13 protein-coding genes are annotated in these 15,231 nt (G+C 71.2%); 6 read left to right on the top strand and 7 right to left on the bottom strand.

All coding sequences use genetic code 11. The annotated features are described in order from the left end of the window. Nucleotides 1–3 precede the first annotated feature (3 nt). The 4 genes from AB0C36_RS14460 to ychF form a co-directional block, all read right to left on the bottom strand. The gene (locus AB0C36_RS14460; RefSeq protein WP_358353594.1) at nt 4–1,308 is read right to left on the bottom strand and encodes a glycoside hydrolase family 26 protein; all 1,305 of its coding nucleotides are present in this window, start codon (nt 1,306–1,308) and stop codon (nt 4–6) included. A 5-nt stretch (nt 1,309–1,313) separates the two neighbouring features. Continuing rightward, nucleotides 1,314–3,440, bottom strand: coding sequence for a glycosyltransferase family 2 protein (locus AB0C36_RS14455; protein ID WP_358353592.1), 2,127 nt, complete (start codon nt 3,438–3,440; stop codon nt 1,314–1,316). Between the two features lie 77 nt (nt 3,441–3,517). Beyond that, nucleotides 3,518–4,588: a DUF2510 domain-containing protein gene (locus tag AB0C36_RS14450; protein ID WP_358353590.1), complete on the bottom strand. Its 1,071-nt coding sequence runs from the start codon at nt 4,586–4,588 to the stop codon at nt 3,518–3,520. A gap of 175 nt (nt 4,589–4,763) precedes the next feature. Then, complete coding sequence (ychF, locus tag AB0C36_RS14445) at nt 4,764–5,837, bottom strand: redox-regulated ATPase YchF (protein ID WP_358353588.1); 1,074 nt, start codon at nt 5,835–5,837, stop codon at nt 4,764–4,766. A gap of 221 nt (nt 5,838–6,058) precedes the next feature. Here ychF and AB0C36_RS14440 point away from each other — a divergent pair, with 221 nt between their 5' ends. The 3 genes from AB0C36_RS14440 (at nt 6,059) to AB0C36_RS14430 (ending at nt 7,764) form a co-directional block, all read left to right on the top strand. Further along, the gene (locus AB0C36_RS14440) at nt 6,059–6,232 is read left to right on the top strand and encodes a hypothetical protein (RefSeq protein ID WP_358353586.1); all 174 of its coding nucleotides are present in this window, start codon (nt 6,059–6,061) and stop codon (nt 6,230–6,232) included. Next, nucleotides 6,229–6,810, top strand: coding sequence for a hypothetical protein (locus AB0C36_RS14435; protein ID WP_358353584.1), 582 nt, complete (start codon nt 6,229–6,231; stop codon nt 6,808–6,810). Before AB0C36_RS14440 ends, AB0C36_RS14435 begins: the two co-directional genes overlap by 4 nt. A 417-nt stretch (nt 6,811–7,227) precedes the next feature. After that, nucleotides 7,228–7,764 carry a DUF6542 domain-containing protein gene (locus AB0C36_RS14430; RefSeq protein ID WP_358353582.1) on the top strand — a complete coding sequence of 179 codons (537 nt, stop codon included), beginning with the start codon at nt 7,228–7,230 and terminating at the stop codon, nt 7,762–7,764. A 241-nt stretch (nt 7,765–8,005) separates the two neighbouring features. On the opposite strand, the gene AB0C36_RS14425 is transcribed toward AB0C36_RS14430, so the two are convergent. Beyond that, a complete protein-coding gene (locus tag AB0C36_RS14425; RefSeq protein ID WP_435839043.1) occupies nt 8,006–8,992 on the bottom strand; it encodes a 4-hydroxy-3-methylbut-2-enyl diphosphate reductase in 987 nt (328 codons plus the stop codon). An 83-nt stretch (nt 8,993–9,075) separates the two neighbouring features. Between AB0C36_RS14425 and xseA the strand changes: the two genes are divergently transcribed. Further along, on the top strand, nt 9,076–10,287 hold the full coding sequence (xseA, locus tag AB0C36_RS14420) for an exodeoxyribonuclease VII large subunit (RefSeq protein WP_358353578.1): 1,212 nt from the start codon (nt 9,076–9,078) through the stop codon (nt 10,285–10,287). Between the two features lie 72 nt (nt 10,288–10,359). Here xseA and gcvH read toward each other — a convergent pair whose 3' ends face one another. After that, nucleotides 10,360–10,758 (bottom strand): glycine cleavage system protein GcvH, encoded by a 399-nt coding sequence (gcvH, locus tag AB0C36_RS14415; RefSeq protein WP_358353576.1) that lies wholly within the window; start codon nt 10,756–10,758, stop codon nt 10,360–10,362. A gap of 335 nt (nt 10,759–11,093) precedes the next feature. On the opposite strand from gcvH, the gene AB0C36_RS14410 reads away from it, so the two are divergent. Next, nucleotides 11,094–13,988 carry an immune inhibitor A domain-containing protein gene (locus AB0C36_RS14410; RefSeq protein WP_358353574.1) on the top strand — a complete coding sequence of 965 codons (2,895 nt, stop codon included), beginning with the start codon at nt 11,094–11,096 and terminating at the stop codon, nt 13,986–13,988. Nucleotides 13,989–14,008: 20 nt separating this feature from the next. Then, nucleotides 14,009–14,257, top strand: a complete 249-nt coding sequence (locus AB0C36_RS14405) for an exodeoxyribonuclease VII small subunit (protein ID WP_358353572.1) — start codon at nt 14,009–14,011, stop codon at nt 14,255–14,257. A gap of 254 nt (nt 14,258–14,511) precedes the next feature. On the opposite strand, the gene AB0C36_RS14400 is transcribed toward AB0C36_RS14405, so the two are convergent. Further along, nucleotides 14,512–15,069 carry a GNAT family N-acetyltransferase gene (locus AB0C36_RS14400; protein WP_358353570.1) on the bottom strand — a complete coding sequence of 186 codons (558 nt, stop codon included), beginning with the start codon at nt 15,067–15,069 and terminating at the stop codon, nt 14,512–14,514. Nucleotides 15,070–15,231: the final 162 nt, after the last annotated feature.

Here is a 15,231-nt window from a genome sequence, read left to right as displayed (position 1 = left end):
GGCTCAGCCCGCCCCGCCCCGAGCGGTCCGGGTGGCCGTCGGCGTCCTGGAGCCCGCCGGTCTCGTGGTGGTCCTGGTCGGCGGCTTCGTCGTCGTCGGGCGGGCCGGGGCCGTGCTCGTCGGCGGCTTCGTCGTGGTGGACGGAGCCGAAGGCGGCGCGGGCGACTTCGGCGGGTCGGCGGTCTGCTCCACGGAGTGCTGCGGAGTCGCCTTGAAAGTCCACTTCACGTCGTACCGCGCATCCCCCATGCCGGTACGGTAAGCCTCCGACGCGGCCGGAGACACGGCGATCCGCCAGTCCGCCTCGCGCTCCTTGCGTGCCTCGTACCAGATGACGCCGATGAGGTCCGGATTCTCCGGCAGTTGCCGGAACATCTCGGAGATCCACTCCGCCTTGCGTCCGTCGAAGTCCACCGCACCGGTCTCGGTGATGACGACGGGCCGCTGGGTGAACCGGCGCAGCGCACGGACGGTCGGCTGGAAGATCTCGTTGAAGGACTTGTACTCCTCGACACCCTTGGTGCCGAAGTAGCCGGACAGCCCGACCCAGTCGACGTACTCGTCCCCCGGGTAGAGCGACTGCATCGGCGTCGAGCCGTCGTAGTCGCGGTTCGGGCTCCACACCCAGGTCACGTCGTCCGCGCCGACCCGCGTGAAGATGTCGTGGACGTGGCGCCACGCCTGGATGTACTGGTCCGTCGTGTTGCCGTTGGCCTGGGCGGCCCAGGGGTACCAGAAGCCGTTCATCTCGTGGGCGAAGCGGATCGCGACCGGGTAGCCCAGTTCCTTGACGCCCTCGGCCCACTTGGTGATGTAGTCGTCGAACCGGCCCGCGATGATGTGGCGCAGCGCGTACTCGGGCTGGTTGCCGCGCTCCTCCTCGATCGGGCTCTCCTTGCGGAAGTCCCAGGGCTCCCAGGCCATCAGCGGCATCAGCCCCCGCTTCGCCACCTGGTCGAACAGCCGCCGGTCGAACGGGGAGTCGGCCCATCCCACGGAGAACTGCAGCACGGAGGGGTCGCGCCCGACGGCGCGCGAGAACTCGTCGAGCGGCGCGAGGTCGTACGAGCCGTGCGCGGTCATGATGCCGAGGAACTTCTTGCCCGCCGGGGGGAAGACCTCGGTCGGCGCCGCGGCGGCACGCTCCTTGACCCAGGAAGGGGCCGGCTGGTGCTCGGGAATCGGCCCGAGGCCGGGCGCTTCCGGCGCCGCCTGGGAGTCCACGAGATTGGGCGCCCACACGAATGTGTAGGTGATCATCAGGGCCAGGACCAAGGCCCCCAGCACGCGGGGGACGGTGATGCGCACGACCGTCACCCCACCGCCCGGCGGCCGTGCGCACCGGCCACCGTTTCGTCGTAGTACAAGCCGTCGAAGTCGGACACCTCGTCGCCGGGTTGGTCGGCCGTCTGGCCGGGCGCAGCATCTCGCGTCCTACCGGACGCCGGCTCCCCGGCCGGGTCGGAGGCCGGATGGGCCGTCCCGTCGTCGGTGGCCCGCGGCATCGGTACGTGGGCCTGCCCGCCCGCCCCGCGCGGCGACTTGGCCTCCTCGGCCTCGGCGGCGTTCTTGGCCTGTTCAGCCCGTTCGGCCCGTTCGGCCTGCTTCGCCTGCTTGGCCGCCGCCCGCCCTCGTGCCTCCTGGAGTTGCTCGGCCCGCGAGGCCGCGGCCTTGACCGCGTCGCGGGCGGCGCGGCGTCCGGTGAACAGGGACATCAGCGGGGGCATGAGGCCGGTGAACAGCGCCAGCCCCGCCCAGACCCGCAAGACGGTCTGGTCGTTGGACAGCATGATGCTCGCCCCGATGAGGCCGCCCGCCAGCGCCGCCCAGAACAGGTGCAGGCGGAACGTGCTCAGGGACTCGGCGCTGCGCAACTCGCCCTTGGCGGTGACCGCGTACGCGAGGGGCCTGCGCAGGATGGCGGCGATCGCGGCGGAGACGTACACCGGTCCGGCGAACAAGGTGAGTGCTATGCCGGCCGCGCCGACCTCGCGGCGCTCGTGGGCCGCGAGGTTGAACCGCCTCAGCCACAGCCACAGTACGAACCAACTGCCCATGCTCGCGGCCCACAGGGCCAGCCAGTGGCCGCCGTTGACGCGCATCGCGCTGATGCCGCACAGAAGGTAGGTGGCGGTCGCCACGATGCCGAGCAGGCTCGTGACCGCGACGCTGGGGTAGTAGAACTGCACGAAGCCGTACAGGATGCGCTGCCGCAGGCTCAGGCGGATCCCGGAGCGCATCTTGCGGTCCAGGAGTATCTCCCAGATGCCGTATGCCCAGCGCTTCTGCTGGTTGAAGTAGTCCGTCCAGGACGTCGGGCCCTCGCCGATCGCCAGCACGTCGGGCGTGTAGACGCCCTTCCAGCGGTTTCCGGTCGCCGGGTTGTCGGTGCCCTGGACCCGCATGCTGGTGAGGTGGTCCTCGATGATCGAGTCCTGGTAACCACCGATCTGCCGCCAGGCCGTGGGCCGGTAGAGGTGGTTGGTGCCGATCAGCAGAGGGGCGTCGAGGCCGTTCCCGCCGCGTTCCACGACGCCGCTGAACATGAACTGCTGGACGCCCGCGCCGTGGGCGACCCAGTTGTCGTACATGTTGCCGTACACCTGCGGTGCGACGACGAACGCGACGTCGGGATCCCGGAAGTAGCCGAGGGTGCGTTCCAGGAAGCACGTCAGCGGCACATGGTCGGGGTCCATCTGCGCGACGACGTCGTAGTTGTGCTCGTGCTCGGCGCGCCAGGAGTTGTGGTTGCCCGACTTGGTCTTGGCGCGGAACTCGCCTTCCAGGCGGTTGTATTCGGGCCTGCCCTTGCGGCTGAAGTGGTGCACGCCGATGCGGGCGGCCATGGCCTTCACCTCGGGGTCGTCGCCCTCGTCGAGGATCCAGACGTCGACCTGGCCGTCGTACTCGATCTCCTTCATCGCGACGAGCGTGCGCTCCACGATCTCGATCGGCTCCTTGGCCGGGACGATGGTCGTGAGCACGGCGACGCGCAGCCCGCTCTCGGGCTCGACCGGCAGCGGGTCCTTCGCCCGGGAGGCGAAAATCCACACCGAGACGGTCTGGACAAGCCGGGTGAGTTCCACGATGATCACCGCGCAGAACGCGATGCGCGCCACTGTGAGCTTCCATCCCTGGACCCAGGTGATGCCGGCTCCGGGAACGTGCTCGGGCAGCAGCAGCCAGCCCACGAAGGCAAGGCCCGCGACGACGTTGACGAGCACAAGCACGTGCAGCGTGAACTTGGTCCACGGACGGGCGACCGCGCGGAAGGCGACCGTGTAAGGGCCGTCCGGAGCCGGGTTCAGCGGGCCCGCGACAGTGGCGCAGTCCAGATACGCGCGGTGCGCTATTCGGTTCCTGCGCTCGCGCTTGTTGGCGCGGCGAACTCGGCCCTCACGGGCCCTGCGGCGGCCACGGCGGTCCCCCGTCCCAGACACGGACCGTGTCCCTCCTCTTGCGACTTGCGCTTCGGTTCAAGTGCCGGCGGCGGTCCGGTTCACCGCCGCGGCGGGGCCTATTTCTTCTGCATCTGGATCGAGTTGGCGATCTCGTCCATGAGCGAGACGGCGGGCGCCTCGGCGGTACGGTCCAGGCACATCTGGAACACCGCGACCTCTTCCGTGGTGCCGATCCGCACCGAGAGGACGCCGCAGTAACTGCTCGGCGCGGTCTTCCCGACCAGGTTCGGCAGGTCCCACAGCGCAAGGTACGCGTCGTTTCCCTGGAACGTGATCGCCTGCTGCTTCAGCGGCTTGGCCGCGACCTCGGGGGTACCGCCTTGGACGGCGAGCAGTTCCCCGCCCATGCCCAGGGTGAGCGACTTGAGGTCGGACCAACCGCCGCTCAACAGGCGGAGATTATGCACGACAGTACCCCGGGTGCAGGTGTTGGCGGCCCTCCCGGTGCACTCGTACGGCGCGAGAACGAAGCGGCTCTCTTCGCTTGTGGCCTTGGGGTTGACCTGCGGTGTCCACCCGGCGGGAACGGAGAACTTCGCAATCTCCTTGGGCCCGGTGATCGCCTGCGCCCCGGGGATCGGCTTGCCGCCGGCCAGCGCGCTGCCGGCGAACCCGTCGGGACTGGTGACATCGGCGGGCGCGGCGACGGTGGCCGACGTGGTCGGCGACGGCCCGGCGGTCGTGGTCGCCTTGTCGTCGTCGCCCTGGCCCAGGAAGTATCCGCCGAGTCCGGTGCCCACCGCGAGGACGGCCGCCACGACGGCCATGATGACGAACCGCTTGCGCCGGTCCGGCTCGACGGCCTCGAACTGCACGGATGCGATCGGCTGCGGGATGGGACGGTCGGCCCCGGGCCAGGGCGGCTGAACCGACGCCGACGCGGCCACGGTCGGCTGCGCGGCCACTTCGTCGTGCACCGTGTACGGCGGCTGCGGCCCGGCGGGCGGCGCCTGTGCAGCGGAGTTCTGGGCGTTCGACTGCGCCTCGTCCCCCGTGTTCGAGGACCCAAGGAAGTCGGACTGGAGGCGGAAGTCGTCGGTCCACGACGAACCGTTCCACCAACGCAGCGTGTTCGGCTGCCCCGAGGGATCCTTATACCAGCCGCTCGGCCGGTTCTCCGTCACCATGCGGCGAGATGCTAGCAGGATCGGATTTTCCCAAGAGACGAACACCATCGGTCCGACGCGAAACGGTAATACGTCCTTCCGGTCCTGTACTTGTCACGGCAATGTCAGGCCGCGACGAGCCCGGATCAGAACCCGCGCCGGGTCGAACGCTCGGCCGCTCCCACGTGCCGGCCGCTCAGACGTTGAAGCGGAACTCGACGACGTCGCCGTCCTGCATGACGTAGTCCTTGCCTTCCATGCGGGCCTTGCCCTTGGCGCGGGCCTCGGTGCGGGAGCCGGTCTCGACGAGGTCGTCGAAGGCGATCACCTCGGCCTTGATGAACCCGCGCTGGAAGTCGGTGTGGATGACACCGGCGGCCTCGGGGGCGGTGGCGCCCTTCTTGATCGTCCAGGCGCGGGCTTCCTTGGGGCCGGCCGTGAGGTACGTCTGCAGGCCGAGCGTGGCGAAGCCGACGCGGGCGAGGAGGGACAGGCCGGACTCCTCCTGGCCGAGGCTCTGCAGGAGTTCGAGGGCCTCGTCGTCGGGGAGTTCGATCAGCTCGGACTCGATCTTGGCGTCCAGGAAGATGGCCTCGGCGGGCGCGACGAGCGCCCGCAGGTCGGCCTTGAGCTCCTCGTTGACCAGTTCCTCTTCGTCGACGTTGAAGACATAGAGGAACGGCTTCGCGGTCAGCAGGTGCAGTTCACGCAGCGGGGCGGAGTCGAGGCCGGCGGCGAACACGGTCTGGCCGCTCTCCAGCACCTTCTGGGCCTCTTCGACCGCCTGCGCGGCGACCGCCGACTCTTTCTTGAGCCGCGACTCCTTCTGCAGGCGCGGCAGCACCTTCTCGATGGTCTGGAGGTCGGCGAGGATCAGCTCGGTGTTGATGGTCTCCATGTCGTCCTTCGGCGAGACCTTGCCGTCGACATGGACCACGTCCGGGTCGGTGAAGACCCGGATGACCTGGCAGATCGCGTCCGACTCGCGGATGTTGGCGAGGAACTTGTTGCCCAGACCCTCACCCTCCGAGGCGCCGCGCACGATACCCGCGATGTCGACGAAGTCGACGGTGGCGGGGAGCACCTTCTGCGAGGCGAAGATCTCGGCGAGCTTGCCCAGCCGCTCGTCGGGAACGCCCACCACGCCCACGTTGGGCTCGATCGTCGCGAACGGGTAGTTCGCCGCGAGCACGTTGTTCTTGGTGAGGGCGTTGAACAGGGTGGACTTGCCGACGTTGGGCAGACCGACGATTCCGATGGTGAGCGACAACGTGGCTTCCCTGGTGTTTGGTGAGGTGGCTGGTGGGCGTGGCTGGTGGGGTGGGCGCGGGGACCCGCCCGGGCGCGCCGGAACAGAGTACGCCGGTGCCATTCTATCGGCGCCGTACACCGCCCCCACCGGGCACGTACGGCTGGGCGGCGTAGGTCACGCGAGGAGGGCATCGGCGTGCCGTGGGGGTGGGGGCGGCGCTGAGCCGTAAGGATGAACATATGGACGTCACAGCTGTGTTGCTGCTGCTCAGCGGGCTCGCGCTGGGCGACGCGCCGGGCGTACCGGGGGCGCGGGCGCAGTCGAGTGCGCGGATCGCGTGCCTGGAGGCGGAACACAACGCCGCGCCGGACGCGGTCACGCCCGCGGGGCGTGCGCAGGGGCAGGGCAGATGAGCGAGCGCTTCCGGGTGCTGTCCGCCGACGCACTCGCGCGCGGCAGCGCGCCGTTCCTGGAGCTTGCCGACCACCGGTTCCGCATCGCGGGGGATCCGATCCGCGAGCCGGCTTCGGTCGGCACCGACGGCGGACGGTCGCTGACCGGCGCGGTCGGTGCGGACAACCGCACGGCGGGTTCGCGGGAGGCGCGTGTGCTCGTCGGCGCGCGGCGGATGCGCGACCTGCGCATGGTCGAGGACGACCTCGCGGTACCGTCGCGGGTCGAGCAGACGGGGCGGGCGTTGTCCGCTCCGGAGCTGGTCGCCTCCGCGGCGGAGGGGAACCGGCTGCGTTCGCTGCCGCCGTTCGACGGCAGGGCGTATGCGTGGTCCCCGCTGTCTTCCGGGCAGTCGGTCCCACAGTCGTCGGCGCAGTCGTCGGCGCAATCGTCGGCGCAGTTGTCATCGAAGGCGTCGGCACGTTCGTCACCCTCGTCGCCGACCCTGCCGCGGCTCCCCGGCGAGTCCGCCGACGGCCCTGGCGACGAGGGGCCCGGCCACACCGGCCACCCGGGTGGCTCCGTTCGGATCAGCTGAGGATGCGCGTGTTCTTCACCCCTTTGTCCGTGGTTCACCACATACCGTGGCTTTGTGGAACAGCGCAGCCGAGCACCCCGCCCATCGGCGGCCGGGCGTCCCCCGCAGGGGCGGCGTCCCGTACCCGCGCCTGGGCGGGGTGAGCCGGTGCGCCGACGACGACCGTCAAGCGGGGAGTCACCCGAACCCGGCACTCCCGGGCCAGGGGCAGCCGGCCAAGGACCGCCCGGACACCCCGACCGAGCCGATGCGCCGGGAGCCGGCGCGGGCCGGCCGCCTCAACCGTCGCAACCTCCTCAGCCCCCGCATGCGGGCCAGACAGCGCGTTCGGCGCAGCCGCAGTCGCGGCCGGCGGAGCCCGGGTGGGGTGGACCGGCGGCGTCCGAGCCCCCCGCGTCCCCGCCCGCCGCTCCGTCGGTGACCAGCGGTCGGGGGCGCGTACGTCAGAGCCCCGGCGGCCCCGGTGGCAGGCCGGGCCCGGGCAACGGCCGCCCCGCGCAACGCCGTCGCCCGGCCGCCGCCACGGGGCTGACCGCGCCAGGTGCGCTGGTCGTGGCGTCCGGGGTCACCCTGGTCGGCGGCGTGCTCGACCGCATGCTCACCGGCACCCTGGGTGCGCCGTTCGCCGTGGTCTTCCTCGCGACTTGCGCGGTGGTCGCGGCCAAGACGCGGATGCGCGACCTGGCGGCGGCGGTGATCGCGCCGCCGCTCGCGTTCGCGCTGACCATACTGGCGCTCAGTCTTTTCTTCCCGAGCGACAACGGCGAGGGCTTCGTGGTCCGGACCATGCTGGACATGTTCACGGCGCTGACCTTCAAGGCCGGCGTGTTGTGGAGCGGGACGGCCCTGGCCGCGGCGATCGCCCTCGTCCGCTTCCGGGCGGACCGCGAGGCGACGCGACGGCGGTCCGCCGGCGGCGGTCCGCAAGCGCCGGGAGGACCGAGAAGGCCGTAGCGGGCTTCGCGGGCGCGGCAACACCGCGTACCGGAAGCGGCGGTGGTCATGAACAAAAGGCCCGCGTGACCGCCGACGCCGGGTTCGTCGGCGCCTGCGTTCACGCGGGCCTGTGAAGTCCGCGGAATCTTTGTGCAGTTGGCGGTCCGTCCTCCCCCAACTCTCGGGGCGAGGACTCAAGATCCGGGTTCACGCCCCAGGGGCCAGGCCAAGGGAGCCAGGCCAAGGGAGCCAGAAACGGTCAGGCCTGCTGCCCGGCCGCCTTCAGGTCGCGGCGGAGCTCCTGCGGCAGCGAGAACGCCAGGCGCTCCTCCATCGCGGTGTGCACGCGCACGTCGTCGAAGCCCTGCCCGGCCAGCCACTCCAGAACACCGTCGACCAGCACCTCGGGCACCGAGGCCCCGCTCGTCACGCCGATCGTGCCGACCCCGTCCAGCCACGCCGCGTCGATCTCGTCGGCCCCGTCGACCAGGTACGACGCGCCCGCACCGGCCTCCAGCGCGACCTCGACCAGCCGCACCGAGTTCGAAGAGTTCTTCGAGCCGACCACGATGATCAGGTCCGCCTCCGCGGCGATCTGCTTGACCGCGATCTGGCGGTTCTGCGTCGCATAGCAGATGTCGTCGCTGGGCGGGCTCTCCAGCAGCGGGAACTTCTCCTTCAGCGCGCCGACCGTGGCCATGGCCTCGTCGACCGACAGCGTGGTCTGCGACAGCCACACCACCTTGGACGGGTCGCTCACCTCGATGTTCGCGACGTCCTTCGGGCCGTCGACGAGCGTGATGCTCTCGGGTGCCTCGCCCATCGTGCCGACGACCTCTTCGTGGCCCTCGTGGCCGATGAGGAGGATGTTGTAGCCGTCCTCGGCGTAGCGCACGGCTTCCTTGTGGACCTTGGTGACCAGCGGGCAGGTCGCGTCGATGGTCTTGAGGCGGCGCTCGGCGGCCTGCTCGTGCACGACCGGGGCCACTCCGTGCGCCGAGAAGATCACCGTGGCGTCCTCGGGCACCTCGTACGCCTCGTCGACGAAGATCGCACCGCGCTTGCGGAGCGTCTCGACGACGTACTTGTTGTGCACGATCTCGTGGCGGACATAGACCGGCGGCCCGTAGAGCTCCAGGGCCTTCTCGACGGTGACGATGGCCCGGTCCACGCCCGCGCAGTACCCACGGGGGGCGGCGAGCAGGACGCGGCGGGTTTGCGGAGCGACCTCAGTCATGCCGTCCATGGTACGGGGGTGCCTGCGCTCCGGTCGGCGGCCGAGCGGCCCCGTCCACCCAAAGTGTCGGTCCCGACCCGTAATGTGGCCGCATGGCGCTGACCACCTCTGCGGAATCCCCTATCCCCGTATCGGAGATCTCGCGCCTCATCGGGGGTTGGATCGACCGACTCGGATCCGTCTGGGTCGAGGGCCAGATCACCCAGCTGAGCCGCCGTCCCGGAGCGGGTGTCGTGTTCCTCACGCTCCGCGACCCGTCGGCCGACGTGTCGATCTCGGTGACCTGTTTCCGCCGCGTTTTCGACGCGGTGAGCGAGGTGGTCTCGGAGGGCGCGCGCGTGGTCGTGTACGCGAAGCCCGAGTGGTACAAGGGGCGCGGCACGCTCTCCCTGCGCGCGACGGAGATCCGGCCGGTCGGCATCGGCGAGCTGCTGGCCCGCATCGAACAGCTGAAGCGGACGCTCACCACCGAAGGCCTGTTCGACCCGCGGCACAAGAAGCCCCTGCCGTTCCTGCCGCACCGCGTCGGGCTGGTCTGCGGCCGGGCGAGCGCGGCCGAGCGCGACGTGCTGGAGAACGCGCGGCGGCGGTGGCCGGCCGTCCGCTTCGTGGTGCGCAACGTCGCGGTCCAGGGGGCGCACGCCGTGTCGCAGGTCGTCACCGCGGTCGAGGAACTGGACGCCGATCCGTCCGTCGACGTCATCGTCGTGGCCCGCGGTGGCGGCAGTGTCGAGGACCTGCTGCCCTTCTCCGACGAGCAGTTGGTGCGTACGGTCTTCCGCTGCGCCACCCCCGTCGTCAGCGCGATCGGCCACGAGCCCGACACCCCGCTGCTCGACCTGGTCGCCGACCTGCGCGCGTCGACCCCGACCGACGCCGCGAAGAAGGTCGTCCCGGACGTCGGCGAGGAGATGGCGCGCGTGCACCAGCTCCGCGACCGTGCGCGCCACACCATCGCGATGCGCGTCGAGCGCGAGGAGCACGGGCTTGCGTCGGTGCGCAGCCGCCCGGTGCTCGCGCATCCGTACGGCATGGTCGAGGTGCGCGAGGAGGAGGTCGAGGCCCTGGTCGACCGCTCGCGGCGGACGCTGCGGCACCGGCTGGACCACGCGGCGACGGACCTGGAGCACACCCGGGCGCGCGTCGTCGCGCTGTCCCCGGCGGCGACGCTGGAGCGCGGGTACGCCGTACTGCAGAAGGAGAACGGCCAGGCGGTCCGCAGCCCGGACGAGGTCGAGCCGGGCGAGAAGCTGACCGCCCGGCTCGCGTCGGGCCGCCTGAGCGTGGTGGTCGCCGGGGAGTGAGGCCCCGGCAGCCACTCCTGGGCCGGGCCCCACTCCTGGGCCGAGGTCCGCCGCCCCGTCTTGGCCGGGCGGCTACTCCTCGGACTCCCGGCGGACGTACTCGGCGTACTCGGCGGCGGTCAGGAGTCCGTCCTCGTTCACGGCACCGGAGGGCGTGCACTCGATGAGCCAGCCGTCGCCGTACGGGTCCTCGTTGACCTGCTCCGGGCTGTCGGCGAGCGTGTCGTTCACGGCCGTGACGGTGCCGCCCAGCGGCATGTAGATCTCCGAGACCGCCTTGACGGACTCGACGCTGCCCAGCGGCTCGTTCGCGTCCAACTTGACTCCCGTTGCCGGGAGTTCCACGTAGACGACGTCGCCGAGCTGGCGCTGCGCGAAGTCGGTGAGGCCGATGCGCCAGCGCCCCGCCTGGGCCTGCTGCGCCCACTCGTGGTCCTTCGTGTACGAACGGTCTTCCGGGATGTCCGGCAAGCCTGCCTCCAGAGCGCCTCGTCGTGGACGCCGGGTCGAACACCGGCTTGACGCCGAGCATGCGGCACCGGCGACGGCGTTGGGTAGCGCCGAACAGGACACCCACCCGAACGGACGAATCCCTGCCATTTCCCTTCGTCACAACGGGAGTTGCCGGATAATCGCATCGACCCCCCGGCCCTGCCGGGGTGGTCGTCCGACCCCGCGTCCAACCATTTGTCCGACTAGTTGTCGTCCGTTCGGGTGGATCACGGACGGGCTCTCGGCGCGGTGCCCCTTTCGGCCCCGAGGCGCGCTTACGTTCGGGCTCTGGACTCCGATCCGTAGGGGCTGCCATGCGCCGTGCCGGGCTGTTCACCGTCCGCAGAGCCGTCGTACGCGCCGCGCTGCCGCTGATCGCGGTGGCCACCGTCGCCGCCGCGGCCCCCGCGCCGCACAGCACCCGGGCGGCGGCATCCGCGAGCCAGGCCGTCTGGCAGCCCTCGGCCGCGGACGACTACATCAACTACGTTGCCGCGCGCGACGATCTGCCGCCCGACTCGCTCCCCGACGCAGCGAACACCCCGGCCGCGCAGCCCGGCGGGCAGGTCGGCGGGCAGGCCGGTGGGCAGGTCGGCGGGCAGGCCGGTCCCACGCCGCGCGACACGCGCCCCGACGACACACACCCCGACAACACGCATCTCCGCCACACACACGACGTGGACCGGAAGTTCGCCGACGGCAACCCGGTCGCCGCCCGCGCGCTCGCCGCCGCGGAGGCCGAGGCGTCCGCGGCCGGCCGCAGTCCGCGCGCGCTGCGCGAGGAGCGCGACCGGCGCGCGGGCCGACCGTCCACCAACGAGGCGCAGTTGCTCACCATCCTGGTCGAGTTCAACGACCAGGCGAACGACGACTTCTCCGGCTTCGCCAGGCCCAAGAGCGTGGCGGATCCCACCTGCGTCACCGAACCGCCCGGCACCGTCATGAACGGTCCGAAGCACAACCTGCTGCCCGACCCGGCGGGCACGGACGACAACAACACCCTGTGGGTGCCGGACTTCTCGCCCGCGCACTACAACGCGATGCTGTACTCCGAGCGCGGCCTCACCGAGCGCGTACGCCCCGATCTGACCGGCCCGGACGGCCGCCCCGGCGTCGACCTGACCGGCCTGACGATGCGCAACATGTACCGCGAGATGTCCCAGGGCGCCTACAGCGTGGGCGGTGAGGCCGCTGGGTGGGTGACCGTGCCGCACTCCGAGGCCTGGTACGGCGCCGGCAAGTGCGGCGCGATCATGCAGGACAACACCGGCCACCCCGACAACCGGCGCGGCGTACGCCAGTTCGTTGTAGACGCGGTCGACGCCCTGGCGGCGGCGCGGCCCGACTTCCCATGGTCCGACTACGACCGCGAGGACCTCGGCGACGCCGATCACGACGGCAATCTGCGCGAGCCCGACGGAGTCGTCGACCATCTGGTGCTGGTGCACGCGGGCCGCGACAAGTCGGCGGGCGGCGGTGCGGAGGGGACGTACGCGATCTGGGCGCACGCGAGCAACGTGCTGCGCGGACACCCGGTGCCGGGCACGGACCTGCGGGTGGCGAACTACATCGTGCAGCCGGAGGACTCCGGAGTCGGCGTCTTCGCCCACGAGTTCGGCCACGACCTCGGACTCCCCGACCTGTACGACAACTTCAGCGGCGGCGACACCGACGTCGACTTCTGGGACCTGATGTCGTCCGGTTCGCACTCCGGTCCCCTGTTCCAGGCGATGCCCGCCCACATGGGCGCGTGGTCGAAGTACGTGCTGGGGTGGACCGACCCCAAGGTCGTGCGGGTCGGCGACGCGAAGCAGGTCCTGGCCGTCGGCGCCGCGGCGAAACCCCGTCGGGGCATGCCCGATTCGGTACGCGTCGACCTGCCGCCGGAGACGGTCCGCATCGGGACACCGCACTCCGGCGGGAACATGTGGTACTCCGGACGCGACCAGGAGTGGGCGGACACGTCCATCGTGCACGAGCTGTCCGTCCCGGCCGGTGCCCGCGACGCGGCGCTGTGGATGTGGAACGACTACGTCATCGAAGAGGACTGGGACTACGGCTTCGTCGAGGCCTCGACGGACGGCGGCACGACGTGGACGCAGCTCGCGGTGCACGACGAGTCCGGGAACCTGGTCTCGACGCCGCCCGACTACCCCGACCCCAACCGCAACCTCGCGGAGTTCCGCAAGACGAGCGGTCTGACCGGCAGTAGCGGCGGCTGGCGGCACGACCGTGTGGACCTGACGGCGTACTCGGGGCAGACCGTCCAGGTGCGGCTGTCCACGATGACGGACGCCGCGTTCACCGAACGCGGCTGGTTCGCCGACGACTTCGCGTTGATCGCGGACGGCGTGACGGTGTGGTCCGACGACGTGGAGAACGGCGACGCGGGTTGGCGCGCGGTACTCGGCACGTCGACGATCACGCGTGGGGCGGGTTGGTCGCGCACGTCCGGATCGGTGGAGCGCGAGCAGTACTACCTGCTGGAGTGGCGGGCGCCGGTCGGCTTCGACGAGGGGCTGAACTACGCGTACACGACGGTCAAGAGCGGGGCCGCGAGTGGAAGCGGCTCCGGGGGGACGCGGATCGCGCGCGTGCCCTACAACGTGCCGGGGCTGCTGGTGTGGCTGCGGGACGCCGAGTACCAGAACAACGGCGTGCGGTTCAATCTCGACGCGCCGCCGAGCCACGGGCCCAAGGGGCAGGTGCTGCTGGTGGACGCGCACGTGGATCCGCTGCGCTGGAGCGGCGAGGCGGGCGCCAACTACTCGATCGCCCGCAACCCGCTCAAGAACATCGAGAACCGCGCGCAGTCGTCCAACGCGGCGTTCTCGGCGGAGGCGACCAAGCCGTTCACCGCATGCCACACGCAGGGCAAGTGGTGCCAGGACTTCCCGGCTCTGGACGGGCGGGCCGAGTTCAGCGACTCGCGGGGTTGGGCAGCGGGTGCGGAGTACTTGGACGGACGTCCGGTCGACCGCTTCCGGGACGGCGGCACGGTGGTGCCGGCCCGCGAGCCCTACTCGACGCGGGTCGTGAAGCCGGACGGGTCGCCCGATCCGGAGCACTACGGGGTCCCGTTCGGCGGGTCGGTGCTGGGCACCGGGGACCCGGGGCCGGAGCGGGCGTACGGCGTGTCGGTCCGCGTCCTGCGTCCGTTCGGAGCGGACGGCGGCGCGCTGATCGGCGTCACTCCGGCGCGTCGGTAGCGGCGCATAGGCTGGGCGTCATGGCCAAGAAGAGTGTGGACGCCGCGGTCGACTCCGGCGAGGAGTCCCTCGGGTACGAGCAGGCCCGCGACGAGCTGGTCGAGGTCGTCCGGCGGCTGGAGACCGGCGGCATCTCACTGGAGGAGTCGCTTGCGCTGTGGGAGCGCGGCGAGAAGCTGGCGAACGTGTGCCGGCAGTGGCTCGACGGCGCGCGGGCGCGCCTCGACGCGGTCATGAAGGCACAGGCCGAGGACGCGGCCGAGGACTGAGCGGGCAGGCGTGTCCGGTTCAACGCGTGTCCGGTTCGACGCGGGCCCGGTCGGCTCGGCCCCGGTCCGGCGTGGTTGATCCGGTCCGGGTCAGCCGTGCAGGGCGACCACGATCGTCACGACCAGCATGACGAGTGCGGCCACGCCGCCCAGGACGACCCAGCGCAGGCGCGGAAGCACCTCCCATCCCTCGCCGGGGCGCGCGTCCACCGGCCGCCAGCGGCTTGAGCCTCGGGCCCGCACCCGGGCGAGGCTCACAGGGCGACCCAGGCCGGGACGTACGGCTGCCCGCCGGCGTCCACGGATTGCGGTACGGCCGCCGCGGCCTGCTGCGTCGTCGCATTGCGGGACTCGGGGTAGGCCGGCACCTGTTGGCCCGGGGTGAAGCACAGGTGCATGTGCGGTTCGCCGTCGACGACGGAGCGGCCGCCCAGGGCGGTGAAGCCGCGTTGCAGGAACCACGGCGCGACCCGGACGAACACGTCGGCGACGATCGGCCGGCCTTCGGCGAGGACGACGGCGTGCTCGACGAGGGTGGTGGCGTAGCCCTTGCGGCGGTCGGCGGTCGCGGTGCACAGGCGGCCGAGGCGCAGGATGCCGTCCGGCTCCTCGGTCAGGCGGAGCGTGGCGATCGGTACGCCGTCGCGCTCGCCCCACACGTGCAGGGTCTCGGGCTCGATGTCGAGCCCGTCGGGTTCGTGGCGCGCACGCTGCCGGGCGACCACGAAGACCTGGCTGCGCAGCGCGAGCAGGCGGTAGAGCCGCTCGGCGCTCAGCTCGGCGAGTGTTCCGCAGAAGTACGAGACGTCCACCGGCGAAGGCTGACATCGCGATCAAGACATTCGGGCGACACCGTGATGAACTCTCGATGCCGGACCACCCAACCCTGACTGCCCGTCAGCGCACCGCGCCGGAGAGCGGCGTGAAAGGGCTGTGCGGGGACGCTGAGCGAGACGGGCAGCACGAGCGGAACG

This window comes from Streptodolium elevatio (genome assembly GCF_040649515.1).
In the GTDB taxonomy this organism is placed as follows: domain Bacteria; phylum Actinomycetota; class Actinomycetes; order Streptomycetales; family Streptomycetaceae; genus Yinghuangia; species Yinghuangia elevatio.
This window is presented reverse-complemented; position numbering and strand designations above follow the sequence as displayed.